General features: G+C 69.0%; 18 protein-coding genes. 11 read left to right on the forward strand and 7 right to left on the reverse strand.

Translation table 11 applies throughout. The features are described 5' to 3' along the window. Positions 1-3 precede the first annotated feature (3 nt). The 4 genes from ACE3OG_RS11440 to tpiA form a co-directional block, all read right to left on the reverse strand. On the reverse strand, positions 4-1,053 hold the full coding sequence (locus tag ACE3OG_RS11440; RefSeq protein ID WP_374308706.1) for an aldo/keto reductase: 1,050 nt from the start codon (positions 1,051-1,053) through the stop codon (positions 4-6). Positions 1,054-1,072: 19 nt separating this feature from the next. After that, positions 1,073-2,701, reverse strand: coding sequence for a CTP synthase (locus tag ACE3OG_RS11445; RefSeq protein WP_374308708.1), 1,629 nt, complete (start codon positions 2,699-2,701; stop codon positions 1,073-1,075). Between the two features lie 87 nt (positions 2,702-2,788). After that, positions 2,789-3,163: a preprotein translocase subunit SecG gene (secG, locus tag ACE3OG_RS11450; protein WP_374308710.1), complete on the reverse strand. Its 375-nt coding sequence runs from the start codon at positions 3,161-3,163 to the stop codon at positions 2,789-2,791. A 107-nt stretch (positions 3,164-3,270) separates the two neighbouring features. Continuing rightward, entirely contained in the window at positions 3,271-4,062 is a 792-nt protein-coding gene (gene tpiA / locus ACE3OG_RS11455) for a triose-phosphate isomerase (protein WP_374308712.1), read from the reverse strand. A 148-nt stretch (positions 4,063-4,210) separates the two neighbouring features. On the opposite strand from tpiA, the gene ACE3OG_RS11460 reads away from it, so the two are divergent. The 11 genes from ACE3OG_RS11460 (at position 4,211) to ACE3OG_RS11510 (ending at position 16,193) form a co-directional block, all read left to right on the forward strand. Then, positions 4,211-6,115 carry a SurA N-terminal domain-containing protein gene (locus tag ACE3OG_RS11460; RefSeq protein ID WP_374308714.1) on the forward strand — a complete coding sequence of 635 codons (1,905 nt, stop codon included), beginning with the start codon at positions 4,211-4,213 and terminating at the stop codon, positions 6,113-6,115. A gap of 7 nt (positions 6,116-6,122) precedes the next feature. Then, a complete protein-coding gene (gene trpE, locus ACE3OG_RS11465) occupies positions 6,123-7,640 on the forward strand; it encodes an anthranilate synthase component I (RefSeq protein WP_374308716.1) in 1,518 nt (505 codons plus the stop codon). Positions 7,641-7,720: 80 nt separating this feature from the next. After that, positions 7,721-8,788: a DNA methyltransferase gene (locus tag ACE3OG_RS11470; protein ID WP_374308718.1), complete on the forward strand. Its 1,068-nt coding sequence runs from the start codon at positions 7,721-7,723 to the stop codon at positions 8,786-8,788. Beyond that, entirely contained in the window at positions 8,785-9,711 is a 927-nt protein-coding gene (locus tag ACE3OG_RS11475) for a hypothetical protein (protein WP_374308721.1), read from the forward strand. The genes ACE3OG_RS11470 and ACE3OG_RS11475 overlap by 4 nt, the downstream gene beginning before the upstream one ends. Positions 9,712-9,796: 85 nt before the next feature. Continuing rightward, positions 9,797-10,402: an aminodeoxychorismate/anthranilate synthase component II gene (locus ACE3OG_RS11480; RefSeq protein WP_374308723.1), complete on the forward strand. Its 606-nt coding sequence runs from the start codon at positions 9,797-9,799 to the stop codon at positions 10,400-10,402. Between the two features lie 14 nt (positions 10,403-10,416). Continuing rightward, entirely contained in the window at positions 10,417-11,454 is a 1,038-nt protein-coding gene (gene trpD / locus ACE3OG_RS11485) for an anthranilate phosphoribosyltransferase (RefSeq protein WP_374308725.1), read from the forward strand. Positions 11,455-11,467: 13 nt separating this feature from the next. Beyond that, positions 11,468-12,295: an indole-3-glycerol phosphate synthase TrpC gene (trpC, locus tag ACE3OG_RS11490; protein ID WP_374308727.1), complete on the forward strand. Its 828-nt coding sequence runs from the start codon at positions 11,468-11,470 to the stop codon at positions 12,293-12,295. Further along, positions 12,292-12,789 carry a cyclic pyranopterin monophosphate synthase MoaC gene (gene moaC, locus ACE3OG_RS11495; RefSeq protein WP_374308729.1) on the forward strand — a complete coding sequence of 166 codons (498 nt, stop codon included), beginning with the start codon at positions 12,292-12,294 and terminating at the stop codon, positions 12,787-12,789. The genes trpC and moaC overlap by 4 nt, the downstream gene beginning before the upstream one ends. Beyond that, positions 12,786-14,015 (forward strand): gephyrin-like molybdotransferase Glp, encoded by a 1,230-nt coding sequence (glp, locus tag ACE3OG_RS11500; protein WP_374308731.1) that lies wholly within the window; start codon positions 12,786-12,788, stop codon positions 14,013-14,015. The genes moaC and glp overlap by 4 nt, the downstream gene beginning before the upstream one ends. Before the next feature lie 294 nt (positions 14,016-14,309). After that, positions 14,310-15,011, forward strand: coding sequence for an aquaporin Z (aqpZ, locus tag ACE3OG_RS11505; protein WP_374308773.1), 702 nt, complete (start codon positions 14,310-14,312; stop codon positions 15,009-15,011). Between the two features lie 150 nt (positions 15,012-15,161). Next, on the forward strand, positions 15,162-16,193 hold the full coding sequence (locus ACE3OG_RS11510; RefSeq protein WP_374308733.1) for a cysteine synthase A: 1,032 nt from the start codon (positions 15,162-15,164) through the stop codon (positions 16,191-16,193). Between the two features lie 15 nt (positions 16,194-16,208). Here ACE3OG_RS11510 and scpB read toward each other — a convergent pair whose 3' ends face one another. The 3 genes from scpB to ACE3OG_RS11525 all read right to left on the reverse strand — a co-directional run bounded on the left by scpB (position 16,209) and on the right by ACE3OG_RS11525 (position 19,243). After that, complete coding sequence (gene scpB, locus ACE3OG_RS11515; RefSeq protein ID WP_374308775.1) at positions 16,209-16,925, reverse strand: SMC-Scp complex subunit ScpB; 717 nt, start codon at positions 16,923-16,925, stop codon at positions 16,209-16,211. 2 nt (positions 16,926-16,927) lie between these two features. After that, a complete protein-coding gene (locus ACE3OG_RS11520; RefSeq protein WP_374308777.1) occupies positions 16,928-17,725 on the reverse strand; it encodes a ScpA family protein in 798 nt (265 codons plus the stop codon). Positions 17,726-17,806: 81 nt separating this feature from the next. Next, positions 17,807-19,243, reverse strand: coding sequence for an SPOR domain-containing protein (locus tag ACE3OG_RS11525; RefSeq protein WP_374308735.1), 1,437 nt, complete (start codon positions 19,241-19,243; stop codon positions 17,807-17,809). Positions 19,244-19,314 lie beyond the last annotated feature (71 nt).

Below are 19,314 nucleotides of genomic sequence, written 5' to 3' on the forward strand. Positions count from 1 at the left end.
GCCTTACGGCGCGACGTTGCCGCGCGTATGGTGGATCGCGTTGATCGCGTCCTCAAGCTGCGGCGAAATCGTGACGTCGAGCGAGGCGACGTCGGTCGCAAGCTGCGCCATGGTCGTCGCGCCGATGATGTTCGAGGTCACGAACGGCCGCGAGGTCACGAAGGCGAGCGCCATCTGGGCGGGGTCGAGCCCGTGCTCGCGCGCGAGGGCGAGATAGGCGTCGATCGCCTCCTCGACGCCGGGCTTCTCGTAGCGCTGGCCGCGCCCGAACAGCGTCGTGCGCGCGCCGGGCGGACGCGCCCCGCCCTGATATTTGCCGGTGAGATAGCCTTGCGCCAGCGGCGAATAGGCGAGCAGGCCGACGCTTTCGCGCAGGGCGATTTCCGCCAGCCCGATTTCAAAAGTGCGGTTCAGGAGATTGTAGGCGTTCTGGATCGAGACGACGCGCGGCCCTTTTCCCGCCTCCGCCGCGCCAAGGAAGCGCATGGTCCCCCACGAGGTCTCGTTGGAGAGCCCGACATGGCGGACCTTGCCCGCCTTCACGAGCCCTGCGAGCGCTTCGAGCGTCTCCTCGATCGGATGCTCCGGGCCGCGCTTCAGGTCGCGGAAGGTCGTCGTGCGCTCGGCGAACAGCGGCAGCGCGCGGTCTGGCCAATGCAGCTGATAGAGGTCGATATAATCGGTGCGCAGGCGCTTCAGCGAGGCGTCGACCGCGAAATTGATGTTCTTCGCGTCGAGCTCGGTCTTCGCGCCGTCCTCGCGCAGCCAGTTCGCCGAGCCGCGCCCCGCGACCTTGGTGGCGAGCACGACCTTGTCGCGGTTTTTTCGCGCGGCGAGCCAGCTTCCGATGATCCGCTCGGTCGAGCCTTGCGTCTCGGGCTTCGGCGGGACCGAATACATCTCCGCCGTGTCGATGAAGTTTATCCCGCGCTCGAAGGCGTAGTCGAGCTGCTGATGCCCCTCGCCTTCGGTGTTCTGCTGGCCCCATGTCATGGTGCCGAGGCAGATCGCGGACACTTGCAGATCAGTGCGGCCGAGCCGGCGCATCTCCATGGCGCGATCCTCCTTAAAGTCAGACGAGCCGCGACTGCTCCAGCGCCGCGGCGATGAAGCTCGCGAACAGCGGATGCGGCTCGAACGGGCGCGAGCGCAGCTCGGGGTGGTACTGCACGCCGATGAACCACGGGTGGTCCCGAAGCTCGATCGTCTCGGGCAGGAGGCCGTCGGGCGAGAGGCCGGCGAAGATCAGGCCCTTGCGCGCCAGCGCCTCGCGATAGGCGGTGTTGACCTCGTAGCGATGGCGGTGGCGCTCGGAGATCTCCGTCGCGCCGTAGATGGCGGCGATCTTCGAGCCCGGCTCGAGCGCGGCCCTGTAAGCGCCGAGCCGCATCGTGCCGCCAAGGTCGCCCTCGGCCGCGCGCACATGCAATTCGTCGCCGCGCATCCATTCCGTCATCAGGCCGACGACCGGCTCGCTGGTCGGGCCGAACTCCGTGGAATTGGCGTCCGCGACGCCGGCGAGCGCGCGCGCCGCCTCGATGACCGCCATCTGCATCCCGAAGCAGATGCCGAAATAGGGCACCCGCCGCTCGCGTGCGAACCGCGCCGCGAGGATCTTGCCCTCCGCGCCGCGCTGGCCGAAGCCGCCCGGCACCAGAATGCCGTGCACATGGTCGAGGCGGACGGCCGGGTCGTCCGTCTCGAAAATCTCCGATTCGATCCAGTCGATGCGCACCTTGACGCGATTGGCGATGCCGCCATGGGCGAGCGCCTCGATCAGCGACTTGTAGGCGTCCTTGAGCCCGGTGTACTTGCCGACGATGGCGATCGTCACCTCGCCTTCGGGGTTCTCTATCCGCTCCATCACCGCGTTCCAGCGGCTCATGTCGGGCTTGGGGGCGGGCTCGATGCCGAAGGCGGCGAGCACCTCCTGGTCGAGGCCGGCGGCGTGATAGGCGCGCGGAACGTCGTAGATCGAGGACACGTCGCGCGCCTCGATCACCGCGCTCTCGCGCACGTTGCAGAACAGCGCGAGCTTGCGCCGCTCCTCGCGCGGGATCTCGCGGTCGGTGCGGCAGAGCAGGATCTGCGGCTGGACGCCGATCGAGCGCAGCTCCTTGACCGAATGCTGGGTCGGCTTGGTCTTGAGCTCGCCGGCGCTCGGGATATAGGGCAGCAGCGTCAGATGGATGTAGATCGCGTGGCCGCGCGGCAGGTCGTTGCCGAGCTGGCGGATCGCCTCGAAGAACGGCAGCGCCTCGATGTCGCCGACCGTGCCGCCGATCTCGACCAGCACGAAGTCGACGCCCTCGTTGCCGGCGAGCACGAAGTCCTTGATGGCGTTGGTGACGTGCGGGATCACCTGCACCGTCGCGCCGAGATAGTCGCCGCGCCGCTCCTTGGCGATGATGTCCTGGTAGATGCGGCCGGTGGTGATGTTGTCCTCGCGCATCGCCGGCCGGCCGGTGAAGCGCTCGTAATGGCCGAGGTCGAGGTCGGTCTCGGCGCCGTCGTCGGTGACGAACACCTCGCCGTGCTGATAGGGGCTCATCGTCCCCGGATCGATGTTCAGATAGGGGTCGAGCTTGCGCAGCCGAACGGTGTAGCCGCGCGCCTGCAGCAGCGCCCCGAGCGCCGCCGAAGCCAGGCCTTTGCCGAGGGAGGACACCACGCCGCCGGTGATGAAGATATACCGCGCCATGGGCCCCGAGCTTTATCCGAGTTTCGCCGCAGGCGGAAGCTTGATTCCTTCCGCCCGTTCATCGTCCACAAAGGGGAAAGCCGCGTGTTACTGACCCGCGGGCGGCGTCGACTGGCGCTGGTTCTCCATCTGGCGCAGCTGGTCGAGCAGGCTGCCGCCCTGCGCCGGCGCAGGCGCCTGCGGCGCGGCGGGAGCGCTCTGCGTCGCGGCCGGCGGCGCCCCAACGATCGGCGAGCGCGCCTGGCCGAACTTGGCGACGATGGTGAGCGTCAGGCTGGTGAAGAAGAACAGCGCCGCGAGGATGGCCGTCGCCCGGGTGAGGACGTTGGCCTGCCCGCGTCCGGTCATGAAGCCGCCGCCGCCTCCGACGCCGAGCGCGCCGCCTTCGGACCGCTGCAAAAGCACGGTCACGACGAGCGCGATCACGATCATGAGGTGAATGACGATCAGCACCGTCTGCATCTAGACTCTCTTCGCAAGACCTGTTTGGCGGCGGACGCCGCGCCGCCTTCTACGCCGCGCGGCGCGCGAGGGCCAGTAAATAAACGCCGCGCCTCGCGCCGGCGCCGTCACGAGGCGAGGCGGCGATCCTGGAAGACGCCGGCGACGCCCATGAAATCCTTGGCGATCAGGCTGGCGCCGCCGACGAGCGCGCCGTCGACGTTGGGCGTGCTCAGGATATCGGCGGCGTTGCCCGGCTTGACCGAGCCGCCGTAGAGGATGCGGATGTTCCCGCCGACGCCCGGGATGTCCGCCTCGACGCGCTCGCGGATGAAGCGGTGCATGTCGGCGATGTCCTTGAGCGTCGGCGTGAGGCCGGTGCCGATCGCCCACACCGGCTCATAGGCGATGACGAGCGTCTCCGGCGTCGACTCGCCGGGGATCGATCCGGTGAGCTGCGAGCCGACGATGGCCATGGCGTCTCCCGCCTCGCGCTGGGCGCGCGTCTCGCCGACGCAGACGATGGCGACGAGCCCGGCGCGGAAAGCGGCGCGGGACTTTTCGCGGACGGAGGCGTTGCCCTCGTTGTGGCCGGCGCGACGCTCGGAGTGGCCGAGGATGACATAGGCCGCGCCGGCGTCCTTCAGCATCTCGGCCGATATGTCGCCGGTGAAGGGCCCCGCCGGCGCGCCGTGGCAGTGCTGGCCGCCGAGCCCGACGCCGGCGGCCTCGCAGCTCGCCGCCGCCGCCGCGAGCAGCGTCGCCGGCAGGCACAGCACGACCTCGGCGTCTCCCGCCTCGCCAGCCGCCGTCGCCGCGCAGATCTTGTCGGCCTCGGCGAGATCCTTGCGCAGGCCGTTCATCTTCCAGTTCCCGGCGACGAGCGGGCGGCGGCCCTGCGGGCGGGGAGCTTCGGTCATCGTGCGGCGTCCGGCGTTTCGGGCTCCGCGCGGAGCCCAATGCGTTGCAAGGGTCTGCGCACCTTCTTATAGTCCCGGCCGATTTTGTAAATGCGCGGCTCGACGCCGCCCCGAACGCCGCTCCCCACGGCGGAAGACGTGAGACCACATGCTTGAATCGATGCGCGCGGCGACGCAGGGCCGGCTCGGCCGCGCCGTTCTGACGGTCGTCCTCGGCCTCATCATCCTGAGCTTCGCGATCTGGGGAATCGGCGACATCTTCCGCGGGTTCGGCGCCAACAAGCTCGCCGAGGTCGGCCGCCAGGAGATTTCGACCGAGGCCTTCCGCGCCGCCTACCAGACCGAGCTGCAACGGCTGCAGCGCCAGGCGCGGCGCGCGATCACCAACGACGAGGCGCGGCGCTTCGGCGTCGACCGGCAAGTGCTCTCGCGGATGATCGGCGAGGCGGTCCTCGATCAGGAGACCCACGCGCTCGGCCTCGCCATCTCCGACGCCGAGATCGGCAAGGCGATCATGGACGATCCCGCGTTCAAGGGTCCGTCCGGCCAGTTCGACCGCGCCCGCTTCGACGAGGTCCTGCGCGACAACGGCTTCAACGAGAGCAGCTTCGTGCGCGAGCAGCGCGGCGTCTACCTGCGCCAGGAACTCGTCGGCGCGATGACCAACGGGCTCGACCTGCCCAAGGCCATGCTCGACGCCATCCACCGCTTTCAGGGCGAGGCGCGCGCGATCGACTATTTTCTCCTGCCCGCCTCCGCCGTCGGCGAGATCGCCGCGCCGCCCGAGGACGAGCTGCGCAAGTTCTTCGACGAGCGCCGGCAGGCCTACTCGACGCCCGAGCTGCGCAGCCTCGTCGTGCTCTCCCTCACGCCCGAAAGCGCGGCGAAGCCCGAGCTCGTCTCCGACGAAGACGCGCGCAAGCGCTACGAGGAGATCAAAGGCGAGAAATTCGGCGCGCCCGAGAAGCGGCGCGTCGACCAGCTCTTCTTCCCCGACGAGACCGCCGCCAAGGCCGCGCGCGACAAGCTTGACGGCGGCGCGACGTTCGAGGAGGTCGCCGCGCAGGCCGGCGCCTCGCCGAAGGATTTCGCCCTCGGACTCGTGAGCCGTGCGCAGATGGTCGATCCAGCCGCCGCCGACGTCGCCTTCCAGCTGCCGGACGGCGCCGTCAGCGCGCCCGTCAAGACGGCGTTCGGCTATGTCCTTCTTCGCGTGAGCGAGATCGAGCCGTCGACGGCCAAGCCGTTCGAGGAGGTCCGCGACGAGGTGAAGCGCGACGTCGCCGTCGCCCGCGCGCGCGGCGATATCACGCGGCTGCACGATGCGGTCGAGGACCAGCGCGCCTCCGGCCATTCCCTCGTGGAAGCCGCCAAGGCGGCGGGCCTCGAGGCGACGGCCCTGCCGCCGCTCGACGCCGCCGGCAAGGACGAAGCCGGAGCGCCGGTCGCGAGGCTCGTCAACGCCCCCGCCCTGCTCAAGGCGGCCTTCGCCTCGGACGTCGGCGTCGACAACGAGACCTTGAGCCTGCCGCAGGGCGGCTATCAGTGGTTCGAGGTGAGCAAGGTCGAGCGGGCGCGGGAAAAGAGCTTCGAGGAGGCGCGGGCGCAGGTCGAGAAGGACTGGCGCGACCGGGAGACGGCGAAGCGGATGGGCGAAAAAGCCGCCGACCTGACGAAGCAGCTCGACGGCGGCGCGCCGATCGCGGCGCTCGCCGCCGAAAGCGGCGCCGCGCTCAAGCGCGCCGAGGGCGTGACGCGCGGCGGCGGCGGCGACTTCCCGCAGCCCGCCGTGGCGCAGGTCTTCAACGTTCGCGTCGGCGGCGCCGGCGCGGCCGAGTTCGACGACGGACGGCTCGTCTTCAAGGTCGCGGGCTCGAGCGCGCCGCCGGTCGACTACGCGGCGCCGGGCCTCGCGAGCATCGCCGATCAGGTCAAGCGCTCCTATCTCGACGACCTGATGGGCGAATATCTCGCCGCGGCGCAGACGAAGCTCGGCGTCACGATCAACAGCCAGGCCTTCGCCGCCGCCACCGGCGCGGCGCAGGGCTATTGAGGCGGCGATGGACCAGCCCGCCCACGTCGACCTCGCCGCGGCCTACGCCGCCGGCCGCGCCTCGCTGGTCTCGGCCCGGCTGATCGCCGACCTCGAGACCCCCGTCTCCGCCTTCCTGAAGCTCGCCAGGGGGCGGGACGGGCGCGTCTTCCTGCTCGAATCGGTCGAGGGCGGGGCGACGCGCGGACGCTACTCGATGATCGGCCTCGACCCGGACGTCCTGTGGCGCGCCCATGGCGACGTCGCCGAGATCAACCGTTCGGCGCTTCTCGATCCGGACGCCTACGTCCCCTGCGTCGAGCCGCCGCTGCAATCCCTGCGCGCACTGATCGCCGAATCGGCCGTCGAGGCCGCCGAGGACCTGCCGCCTATGGCCGCCGGCGTGTTCGGCTATCTCGGCTACGACATGGCCCGCCAGATGGAGAGCCTCGACGCGGCGAAGCCCGACCCGATCGGCGTTCCCGACGCGATGATGATGCGCCCCACCGTCATGGTGGTGTTCGACGCCGTGCGCGAGGAGATCTTCATCGTCTCGCCGCTGCGCCCGAAGGAGGGCGTCCCCTTCCTCGCCGCCCTCGAGCACGCGCGCGAGCGGATCGACGCGGCGGCCCTGACGCTGGAGAGCCCGCTCGAGCACGACTGGGCGCCCGCTGAGGCCGCGCTCGCTTCGCCCGCGCCGCGCTCCAACACCGACGAGGCGCGCTTCCGCGAGATGGTCGAGCGCGCCAAGGCGTACATCGTCGCCGGCGACATCTTCCAGGTGGTGCTGTCGCAGCGCTTCTCCGCCCCCTTCGCGCTGCCGCCGTTCGCGCTCTACCGCGCGCTGCGCCGGGTCAACCCGTCGCCGTTCCTGTCCTTCCTCGATTTCGGCCCGTTCCAGATCGTCTGCTCCAGCCCGGAAATTCTCGTGCGGCTGCGCGAGGGCAAGGTGACGATCAGGCCGATCGCCGGCACGCGCTGGCGCGGCGCGACCAAGGCCGAGGACGAAGCGCTCGCCGCCGACCTGCTCGCCGACGAGAAGGAGCGCGCCGAGCACCTGATGCTGCTCGACCTCGGCCGCAACGACGTCGGGCGGGTCGCGCAGATCGGCTCGGTGAAGGTCACCGACCAGTTCGTGATCGAGCGCTACAGCCACGTGATGCACATCGTCTCCAACGTCGAGGGACGCGTCCGCGAGGGCCAGGACGCGATCGACGCGCTCTGCGCCGGCTTTCCGGCCGGCACGGTGTCGGGCGCGCCGAAGGTGCGGGCGATGGAGATCATCGACGAGCTCGAGGCCGACAAGCGCGGAGTTTATGGCGGCTGCATTGGCTATTTCGGCGCGGCCGGCGAGATGGACACCTGCATCATCCTGCGCACGGCCGTGCTCAAGGACGGCGTGATGCATGTGCAGGCGGGCGCCGGCGTCGTCTACGACAGCGATCCCGCCTATGAGCAGCGCGAATGCGTGAACAAGGCGCAGGCGCTGTTCCGCGCCGCCGACGAGGCGGTGCGCTTCGCGAGCCGGGCGCGGCGCGGCCAGTAGCGGGGCCATCAATCCGCTAACGTCAACTGTCGCTTCGCGTTATACTTCCAAGGCGGTTCTGAGTCGTTTCGGATTTGTCGATGGCCAAGAACAATCGAATTTTCTTAGCAAATAGCGAGGATCGAACGACTCGACTCGGCGCGGCTTCAATTTTTCATGGAGACGCACTCGAAGCCTACGATGAGTGGCTGAGACCCGCGTGCATAATTTCCGATGGACCTTACGGACTCGGAAAATTTCCAGGAGAGCCGCTTTCGCCGGACGGCCTCGCCGAATGGTATACGCCGCACGCTGCTGCATGGGCGCGCCTAGCAGAACCATTTACGACGCTTTGGTTTTGGAATTCGGAAATCGGCTGGGCGAAGTCCCACCCAGCACTCGAATTGAACGGCTGGCAATATGAAGAAACGGTCGTTTGGAACAAGGGCATTGCGCATATCGCCGGTAACGTAAACTCGCGGACGATACGCGGACTACCTGTGGTAACGGAGATCGCAGTTCGCTACACTCGCAAACTCACTCTACCAGCGGAAAGCGGTTGCCAAATTTCTTTGAAGGAATGGCTCCGCACAGAGTGGCTGCGTTCTGGTCTGCCGCTCTCTCAGTCGAACGAAGCATGCGGCGTCGCAAATGCCGCCACGCGGAAATATCTCACGCAAGATCATGTCTGGTATTTTCCACCCGGAGAAGCTGTCGTCGCTATGGCGAAGTGGTGTGCACTCAAAGGACGGAAAACAGAAAGACCTTATTTCTCTCTTGACGGCGTGAAGCCAATTCAAGCGGACGCTTGGGATCGCATGCGAGCAAAATGGAATCATGTCCACACACTTACTAATGTTTGGCAAGAGCCCCCCGTGCACGGCGCGGAGCGTGTGAAAAGTGTCACAGGCTCGGGCTACCTACATGCCAATCAGAAGCCGATAGCCTTAATGGAGCGCCAGATTGCTGCGTCGACTGATAATGGCGATGTGGTTTGGGAGCCGTTTGGAGGTTTATGTTCTGCTACCGTAGCTGCGATCCGCTTGGGAAGGCTTGCGCATGCGGCGGAAACTAACAACGATTTTTTCGTTGCCGCAACTAAACGCGTTCAGGAGGCTGCTAGAGCATCCCCCGACGCCGAGGCTTTGAAGCTCGCGACGTTGGTATGACTGTGACTGAACCTCTACGTACAGGCGGCCCTGATGCTGCAACTTGGAGACACCGCAAGCTCTATGATCGAATTTGTGATGCGCTTCATGCATTGCCGACGCGCTTTCATACCTCGCTTCGTATCGCGGGTATTTCGGCCACGGACCTGTTCACGCTAAACACTCCCCTTGGAGCCGCCATCGAACAGTCGGTTGTCGAAAGCTTAAACAACCTGCGCGAGCTTTGGGATCCGGATGACGAATATCAACTTTATAGCTTTGTTCGTCAGGCACAAGTTTTTCCAGATGTCCGCTTACAAACGAGTGCTCCCGGCGTAGACGCCTCGGATCGAATCATCCTTGGAATTGAACTAAAAGGATGGTTCATTCTCGCCAAAGAGGGTGAACCATCGTTCCGCTATAAAGCGTCTCCACTCGCATGTGCTCCACAAGACTTGCTCGTCGTCTTTCCCTGGGCGTTAGATGAGGTGTTATCAGGATCACCAAAGTTGCTTCGTCCTTTTATTGAGGAAGCAAGATTCGCGGCCGAGCAGCGGAATTATTATTGGGAAACGGGCCGAAGGACACCCGGGCCGGCCGCCAGCGTCACAAGAGCAACGACAGCGACGCCCTATCCCGCCAAGGGTAGTAAGTTCAATGACGAACCGGTTTCGGACCAAGGGAAGAATTTTGGCCGGATAGCGCGCTCGCGAATTATGGATGAATTCATTTCCACGCTTATGGCACAGCCCCTTTCTGGTATTCCAGCAAGCTACTGGCAAAAATTTATCTCGATTTTTGCTGAAGGCGTCGACGATAAACAAGTGGAACGGCGCCTTGCCGATTTGCGCAAAGCAGCAGAATTGGAGAAAATTAGCGGCCGTGGTTCCGAGGCGTTCGACAAGATCGAAGCTGGCTTGCGCGATCTACTCGTACGCCAATGACAAAATCTTTCGGTGATTCTACGCGCTTGACCTCGCCCCGCGCGGGCCGCAAAAGAACGGCCGTGCAGAGACGGACCGGCCGCGCGTGACCTCGCTCATCCTCATCGACAATTACGACAGCTTCACGTGGAATCTCGTCCACGGGATCGGCGCGCTCGGGCCCAGCATCGCCGTCCACCGCAACGACAAGGTGAGCGTCGGCGAGGTGATGGCGGCGGCGCCCGACGCCATCGTGCTGTCGCCCGGGCCCTGCGGGCCGCGCGAGGCGGGAATCTGCCTCGACCTTATCAAGGCGGCCGCGCCGACGATCCCGATCTTCGGCGTCTGCCTCGGTCATCAGGCGCTCGGCGAGGCTTATGGCGGCGAGGTGGTGCGCGCGCCCGTCCCGGTGCATGGCAAGATTTCGCTTGTCGAGCATGAGGGCGAGACGCTGTTCCACGGCGTCAACGGGCCGTTTCGCGCGGTGCGCTACCATTCTCTGGTGGTGCGGGCGGACACGGCGCCGGCGGAGCTCAAGGTGACCGCGCGGACCGACGGGCTCGTCATGGCGATGTCCCACGTCCGCTTCCCCGCCCATGGCGTGCAGTTCCACCCCGAGAGCGTCGCCTCCGAGCACGGCGCGCGGATCTTCGACAATTTCCTGACCCTCGCCGCGCGCTGGAACGAAACCCGCCGCGCCGGGGCCGCGTGAGGACTTCCCGAGCCTTGGACGCCCTGAAACCCCTGATCGCCCGGCTCTCGACCGGCGCGCGCCTCTCGCGGGACGAGGCGGCGCGCGCCTTCGAGCAGATTTTCGCCGGGGAGGCGACGCCGGCGCAGATCGGGGCGCTCCTGATGGCGCTGCGCCTGCGCGGCGAGACGATCGACGAGATCGTCGGCGCGGTCGGCGCGCTGCGCGAGCGCATGCTGCGCGTCGCGGCGCCGCCCGACGCCATCGACATCGTCGGCACGGGCGGCGACGGCCACGGCACCTATAATGTCTCGACGCTCGCGAGCGTCGTCGTCGCCGCGTGCGGGGTTCCCGTCGCCAAGCACGGCAACCGCGCCGCCTCCTCCCGCTCGGGCTCGAGCGACGTGCTCTCGGCGCTCGGCGTCAGGATCGGCCTCTCGCCCGCCGAGGTCGAGGCCTGCCTCGCGCGGACGGGCCTCGCCTTCATGAGCGCGCAAACCCATCACGCGGCGATGCGCCATGCGGCGCAGGCGCGCGCCGAGCTCGGCCATCGCACCATCTTCAACCTTATCGGCCCGCTCTCCAATCCCGCCGGGGTGACGCGCCAGCTGCTCGGCGTCTATTCGCCGGACTGGCTGCGCCCGCTCGCGCAGGCGCTGCGGACGCTGGGCTCCGAACGGGTCTGGCTCGTCCATGGCGCCGACGGCCTCGACGAGGCGACGCTGACCGGTCCGACCCATGTCGTGGAGCTCGCGGGCGGCGACATCCGCGCCTTCGAGATCACGCCGGAGGACGCGGGCCTTCCGCGCGCGGCGCTCGCCGACCTCAAGGGCGGCTCGCCCGCCGCCAACGCCGCCGCGCTCAGGGAGGCGCTCGAGGGCCGCAGATCCGCCTATCGCGACATCGCCGTGCTCAACGCCGCCGCGGCCCTCGTCGTCGCGGAGCGCGCCAGGGACCTGAAGGAAGGCGCCGCCCTCGCCGCTCAGGCCATTGACGACGGGCGCGCAGCCTCTACCCTGCAGAAGCTCGTCGCCGCCTCGCAGGGTTTGGACCTTCCCGCGGTTGCGGGCTGACGGGCGCTTCATCATGACCGACGTTCTGAAGGGCATCGAGCTCTACAAGCGCCGCGAGATCGCGCAGGCGAAGGTGCGCATGCCCTTTGAGGCGCTCGCCCGCAAGGCGCATGACCGCGACCCGCCGCGCGGATTCGTCAAGGCGATCGAGGCGCGCCACGCGGCGAACGGCCTCGCGCTGATCGCCGAGATCAAGAAGGCGAGTCCGTCGCAGGGCCTCATCCGCGCCGATTTCGACCCGCCCGCCCTCGCGTGCGCCTATGAGGACGGCGGGGCGACCTGCCTGTCGGTGCTGACCGACGGCCCCTCGTTCCAGGGCGACCTCTCCTATCTCGACGCCGCGCGCGCCGCCGTCCATCTTCCCTGCCTGCGCAAGGATTTCCTGTTCGACCCCTATCAGGTCTACGAGGCGCGCGCGCATGGCGCGGACTGCATCCTTATCATCATGGCCTGCGTCGACGACGCCACGGCGAGCGCCCTGACCCGGGCGGCGCACGACCTCTCCATGGACATTCTCGTCGAGGCCCATGACGAGGCCGAGCTCGAGCGCGCGCTGCGCCTCGAGACGCGGCTCGTCGGCGTCAACAACCGCGACCTGCGCAGCTTCAAGACGCAGCTCGCAGTCACGGAGCGGCTCGCCGCGAAAGTTCCCTCCGACCGCATCCTCGTCAGCGAGAGCGGCATTTTCACCCACGACGACTGCCTGCGGCTCAAGGCGCATGGCGTCTCGACCTTCCTCGTCGGCGAAAGCCTGATGCGGCGGGACGACGTCGCCGCGGCGACGCGTCTCCTCCTCGTCGGCGACCTGCCCGTCCATACGAAACACGCGCACGGCCTATGAGCGCGACCGAGCCGCGCCTCTCCCATCTCGCGCCGACCGGCGAGGCGGCGATGGTCGACGTCGGCGGCAAGGCGGAGACCGTCCGCGAGGCGATCGCGCGCGGGCGGGTCGTCATGGCGCCGCAGACCCTCGCGCTCGCGCTTTCGGGAAACGCGAAGAAGGGCGACGTGTTCGCCGTCGCCCGCATCGCCGGGATCATGGCGGCCAAGCGCACGCACGAGCTCATCCCGCTCTGCCACCAGTTGAATCTGACCAAGGCGGCGGTCGAGATCGAGGCCGACCCCGCCCTGCCCGGCCTCCTCGTCACGGCGCGCGCGCGGACGCGCGGCCAGACCGGCGTCGAGATGGAGGCGCTGACCGCCGTCTCGATCGCCTGCCTCACGATCTACGACATGCTGAAGGCGGTGGACCGGGGCATGCGCGTCGAAGCGGTGGAGCTCGTCGAGAAAAGCGGCGGGCGCTCGGGCGCCTGGCGCCGGAGCGAGGCGGAATGAGCGCGGACTCGCGGCTCACCGTCGGCGAGGCGCGTCGACGCATCCTCGAGCGCGTTCCGCGCGCGCCCGACGAGGAGATCGTGCCGCTCGGCGAGGCCGCCGGGCGCACGCTCGCAAGGGACGTCGCGGCGCGGCGCACCCAGCCGCCTTTCGCCGTCTCGGCCATGGACGGCTACGCCGTGCGGGCGGGCGACCTCGCCGCCCCGCCCGTCAGGCTGCGCGTCGTCGGCGAGAGCGCGGCCGGCCACGGCTTTGCGGGCGACGTCGGCGCGGGCGAGGCCGTGCGCATCTTCACCGGCGCGCCGGTCCCGCGCGGCGCCGACGCCATCCTGATCCAGGAGGAGGCGCGGCTCGTCGACGGCCATGTCGAGCCGACGGCCGGCGTGTCGCCGGGCCAGTTCGTGCGCCGTCGCGGCCTCGACTTCGCCGAGGGCGAGGCGCTGCTCTCGACGGGAACGCGGCTCACGCCCGCCGCGCTCGCGCTCGCCGCGGCGATGGATCATGCGAGCCTGCCGGTCGCGCGCCGTCCGCGCGTCGGCCTTTTCGCGACGGGGGACGAGCTCGTCCCGCCGGGCGGGACGGGAGGCGCGGACAAGATCGTCGCGTCCAATCTCTACGCCGTCGCCGCATTGGTCGAATGGGCCGGCGGAGCGGTCGTCAACCTCGGCCTCGTCGGCGACGATCTGGCGGCGATCGAGAACGCCGTCGCGCGCGCGCGCGCGCTCGACTGCGACGTGCTGACGACGAGCGGAGGCGCGTCGGTCGGCGACCATGACCTCGTGCGCCCTGCGCTCGAGCGGGCCGGCATGACGCTCGACTTCTGGCGCGTCAAGCTGCGGCCCGGCGCGCCGATGCTGCACGGAAGCCTCGGACGCATGTCGGTGCTCGGACTTCCCGGCAATCCGACCTCGGCGGTCGTCTGCGCGATTCTCTTTCTCGTTCCGCTGGTCCGGGCGCTTTCGGGAGATCCCGACGCCGGCGCGGACGCGGACGAGGCGGCGATTCTCGGCCTGCCGCTCAAGGCGAACGACGCCCGGCAGGAGTTCATGCGCGCGACGCTGGAGCGTCGGCCCGGCGCTCCGCCGCTCGCAATTCCCCTGCCCGCGCAGGATTCATCCATGCTGAGCACGCTCGCCAGGGCGCAATGCCTGATCGTGCGCGACGCGCACGCTCCCGAGGCGAAGGCGGGCGACCCGTGCCGCATCCTGCGCATGCCGGGCTGGTGAGCGGGGACGTCGTCCGCGCGATTGACAAGCGCCGCTCCCTCTGCCCAACTGCCGCGCTTCGGAGCTCCCTAGCTTTTTTGCGCCGCAAGGGGGCGGCGCGACGCCGGCTTTCGGCGTCTTTGCGTTCATGCATCTCAAGCTGACCTTCCCTTAACCTTCTTGCGCTCTTGATCGGCGCGCGTCCAAAGCCCCGGCGGCGGACGCGCAATGAGCGGAACGACTGAACGAACCGGCGGCCCCCGGAAGCTCCGAAGGCATTCGCTTTATCGACGTCACGTTTCTTGAGGTGGGATGATGAACTTTTCGCTGTCTCAACGGCTGCTGTCCGAATTTCTCGGCACATTCTGGCTGGTTTTCGGCGGCTGCGGCAGCGCCGTCCTCGCCGCCGCCTATCCGGCGCTCGGCATCGGCTTTCTCGGCGTCGCGTTCGCCTTCGGCCTGACCGTTCTGACGATGGTCTATGCGGTGGGCCCGATCTCGGGCGGCCATTTCAATCCGGCGGTCACGGTCGGCCTGTGGGCCGGCGGGCGCGTGCCGACCGGCATCGTCGTCCCCTATATCGTGACGCAGGTCGTCGCCGCGATCGCCGCCGCCGCGGTCCTCTACGTCATCGCCAGCGGCAAGCCCGGCTTCGAGCTCGGCGGCTTCGCCTCCAACGGCTACGGCGAGCTCAGCCCCGGCCATTACCCGCTGATCTCCGCCTTCCTGATCGAGACGCTGCTCACTTTCTTCTTTCTGGTGGTCATCCTTGGCGCGACGGCGCCTTCCGCTCCGGCCGGCTTCGCCGGCGTCGCGATCGGCCTCACGCTGACGCTGATCCATCTGATCTCGATCCCGGTGACCAACACCTCGGTCAACCCCGCCCGCAGCACCGGCCCCGCCCTGTTCGCCGGCGCGGCCTATATCAGCCAGCTCTGGCTGTTCTGGCTCGCGCCGATCGTCGGCGCGGCGATCGCCGGCGCGCTTTCGCGCACGCTCTACAAGCCGGAAGCCTGAGACGCCGTCGCGTTTCTGCGGCCCGCCGCGGCGCAAGCCCGGCGGGCTTTTTCGCGCCTGCGGCGACGTCTCCGCTTAAACTCGACTGAATTTATGGTCTAATTGGCAGGCCGGAACTTTCCGCCGGACCAGCCTGAAACGCGAGGGCCTATGGAGTTTGCGAAATCCGTCGTCGAGGCGATCGGGCGCACGCCGCTCATCAAGCTTCGGCGCGCCTCCGACGAAACCGGCTGCCTGATTCTCGGCAAGGCGGAGTTCCAGAATCCCGGCGGCTCGGTGAAGGACCGCGCGGCGCTCGCCATCGTCGAGGACGCGGTGAAGCGCGGCGCGCTCAAGCCGGGCGGCGTCATCGTCGAGGGCACCGCCGGCAACACCGGCATCGGCCTCTCTCTCGTCGCCAACGCGCTCGGCTACAGGACGGCGATCGTCATTCCGGAGACGCAGAGCCAGGAGAAGAAAGACCTGCTGCGCCTGCAGGGCGCGTCGCTGATCGAGGTTCCGGCCGTCCCCTACTCGAACCCCAACAATTACGTGAAGCTTTCGGGACGCCTCGCCGAGCGGCTCGCGCGCGAGCATCCCGCCGGCGCGATCTGGGCCAACCAGTTCGACAACGTCGCCAACCGCCGCGGCCATTACGAGACGACCGGCCCCGAAATCTTCGCGCAGACCGGCGGCGAGATCCACGGCTTCGTGTCGGCGGTCGGCACTGGCGGCACGCTCGCCGGCGTCGCCATGGCGCTGAAGGAGCGCAATCCTTCGATCGTCGCGGCGCTGGCCGATCCGCCGGGCGCCGCCCTCTACGCCTATTATACGACCGGCGCGCTCGCCGCGTCGGGATCGTCGATCACCGAAGGAATCGGCCAGGGGCGGATCACCGCCAATCTCGAAGGCGCCCCCGTCGACCGCGCCTATCAGATCCCCGATGAGGAGTCCGTGCGGATCGTGTTCGACCTCGCCGAGCATGAGGGGCTGCTGCTCGGCGGCTCGTCGGGCGTCAACGTCGCCGGGGCGATCCGCCTCGCGCGCGAGCTCGGCCCCGGCCACACCATCGTGACGATCCTGTGCGACTCCGGCGCGCGCTATCAGTCGAAGCTGTTCAACCCGGCCTTCCTGCGCGAGAAGAACCTGCCGGTTCCGGGCTGGCTCGAAAGCCCGCTGACGATCGCGCCGGACTTCGTCTGAGCCGCGGCGGCGGGTTTACGCGTCCCCGCCTTCGGCGCCCGCGTCCCCGACCTCGGGCGCGGCGCCTTCCTCCAGCGCGTCCTCGTCCTCGCGCAGGGCGCTGTCGTCGCTCGGCCGCGGCACGGCGAAGCCGGAGGGCAGGCGTCCGTCGAAGAGGCCCGCGCCCTTGAGCTCCTCGAGTCCCGGCAGGTCGGCGACGCCGTCGAGGCCGAAATGGATCAGGAACTCCGTCGTCGTGCCATAGGTCAGCGGCCGCCCGGGCGCGCGCCTGCGCCCGCGCAGCCGCACCCATCCCGTCTCGATCAGCACGTCGAGCGTGCCTCTGGAGATCGCGACGCCGCGGATGTCCTCGATCTCGGCGCGGGTGACCGGCTGGTGGTAGGCGACGATGGCGAGCGTCTCCAGCGCCGCGCGCGACAGGCGCTTCGGCTCGGCCTCCGCGCCGGCCAGCAGCCAGGCGAGATCGTTCGCCGTGCGGAAGAGATATTTTCCGCCGACGCGCGCGAGATTGACGCCGCGCCCGGCGTAGGCGGCGCGCAGCCCCTCGAGCGCGTCGGCCGCCTCGACGCCGCGCGGCATGCGCTTCTGGATATCCTCGAGCGCCATCGGTTCGGCGGCGGCGAACAGCAGCGCCTCGGCGATGCGCATCGCCTGCGACAGCGCCTCGCGCCCCTCCTCCGCCCCGTCCTCTTCCCTTTTCGTCGCCGGGAACAGCCGCGTCACCTCTCCCATCATCAGGGCTCCGCCGGCCGCGCGACGTCGGGCGTCCTGATCCACACCGGCGCGAAGGGCGCGTCCTGGCGGATGAGGATGACGCCCTCGCGCGCCATTTCGAGCGAGGCGGAGAGCGAAGAGGCGCGCACCGTGCGCCGCTGCTCGGGCGTGACGCAGAATTCGATCAGGAAGCCATCGAGCTCCGTCCAGTCGAGGCGCGGCCCGATCAGCCGCTCGAGCTCCTCCCGCGCCCTGGCGAGCGACCAGACGAAACGCTGCTTGAGGGTCACCCGCGCCAGCGCCTGCTTCTGGCGCTGGCGCGCATAGGCCGAAAGAAGGTCGAACAGCGAGGCGGTCCAGCGCGGCGCGCCGTTGGGATCGACGAGCTCGGGCCGCCCGCGCGCGAAGACGTCGCGTCCGAGCCGCGGGCGCGCGACGAGCGCCTGAGCGGCGGCGCGGATGGCTTCGAGCCGCCGCAGGCGCAGCTGCAGCGCCTCGGCCAGCTCTTCGGCCTGCGGCTCCTCGTCCTTCTCGGCCTTGGGCAGCAGGAGGCGCGACTTCAGATAGGCGAGCCAGGCGGCCATGACGAGATAATCGGCGGCGAGCTCGAGCCGCAGGCTGCGCGCGGCCTCGATGAATTCGAGATACTGCTCGGCCAGCGCGAGGACGGAGATCCGCTCGAGATCGACCTTCTGCCGGCGGGCGAGGTCGAGCAGCAGGTCGAGCGGGCCTTCGAAGCCTTCGACGTCGACGACGAAGGACCCGCCTTCCGCCTCCTCAGCCGCGCCGTCCGGGCGCCCGCCGTCCTCGAAATCCAGAGCCAAACGTCTCGCCTCTCGATGATTCTCCTGACCGCACAGTGGCCTCAAGACGGCGCCGCGGCAAGCCGCGCCGATCCGCTAGTTGCGGGCGACGAAGCAGGCGCCGCCGGCGCCCTGCACCTTCTGGCACACCCCTGTCGCCTGCTCCTTGGTGAGGCCGACGGCGCGCACGCGATAGACCGTCTTGTCGCCGGTCACGGCCTTGCGGACGACCGGCTTGAAGCCGGGGATCAGCGAGGCGTATTTCTTGATGAGGCGCGACTGGATCTCCTTCGCCTCGGCCTCCGAGGAGGGCGCGGCGAGCTGGGCGGCGTAGCCGCCTTCGCCGGCGGGCTCCGCCTCGCGAGCGGCGGTCTTCGTCTCGGCGGGCTTGGCCTCGGCGGACTTGGCCTCGGCGGACTTGGGCGCGGCGTGCGCCGGCGCCCTGGCCGCGTCGGCGTGGCCGGCGGCGATCACCGAGCCGTCGGGCCGCACCGACACCGTCTTGACCTTCTTGGGCTCGATCAGGTCGACGATGCTCTTCTGGTCGCCCGCCGCCTCCTCGGTCTGGACGGGCGCAGGCGCGCGCGCGCCCGCGTTCGCGCCGCTCATGGCGATGACGCGCGGCGCGCGGTCGGGCATGCGCGACAGGTCGATCGGCTGCTCGGCGCCGTCGGCGACGGCGACGGGCGCCGCCTGCGGCGTGCGCTCGAGGATCGACGGGTTTTCGCTCCGCACGTCGTCGGCGCCGGCGTTGTCGGGCTGAATCTTCACCGGCCCGTCGTGCGCCTTGATGGTGGCGACCTCGCGCGAGCCCGACCCGCCGCGCAGCGCGAAGCTGCCGGCGACGCCGCCGACGCCGAGCAGGATCACCGCCGCCATCACGTAGAGCGGGCGCTTCGAGCGCGGCGCGGGATCGTCGGGCCCGGCGGCGTAGGCGTCGTCGGCGTAGCGCCATTCGGCGTCGCGGTCGAAGGTCGGCGGATGCTCGGCGAAATCATCCTCCGGCTCCGGCGCGCGCGCGTAGGACGGCGCCTCATATCCGCGCGGGCCGGGGCGCGGCGCCGGCGCGGCGGCGGGCCGGCGCGGGTCGGCGTCGAAATCCTCGTCGTAGTCGTCGTAGGGCGCGCCCAGGGCCTCGCGCGCCGTGAAGCCGGCGGGTGGGGACCGATCGAAATCGGCGCGCGAATACGTTCGCCGGTCCTGCTCCGCCCGGTCGTAGGGGGCGCGGTCCGCGGGCGGCGTCGAGGCGCGCCGGCGCCCAAGGTCCTCGCCGAGGTCGCGCGCCGGCGCCCTGATGTCGCGATAGTCGAAATCCTCGCCCTGCGGCCAGGAAGGCTGCTCGTCGGACTCCCTCGGCGCGGGCGTCCTCGGTTCGAACACGGTCTTGTAGGGGTCGTCGCGCTCGCCAGGCAGGCGGGCGAGCTCGGCGAGCGGATCGCTCTTGCCGCGCGCGCCGGCCTCCGTCTGCCGCAGGCGCCTTTCGAATTGCTCGAGGTCGATCATCGGACGCTGTTTGGCGGCAGTCTCACGCATGGTCATGATACCTCCCGCGGCGTTCGCAGCCTTCGCGACCCGTCCGCTTGCCCAGCTCGCGCCCAAATGGC

Source organism: Methylocella sp. (genome assembly GCF_041905455.1).
Classification (GTDB): Bacteria; Pseudomonadota; Alphaproteobacteria; order Rhizobiales; family Beijerinckiaceae; genus Methylocapsa.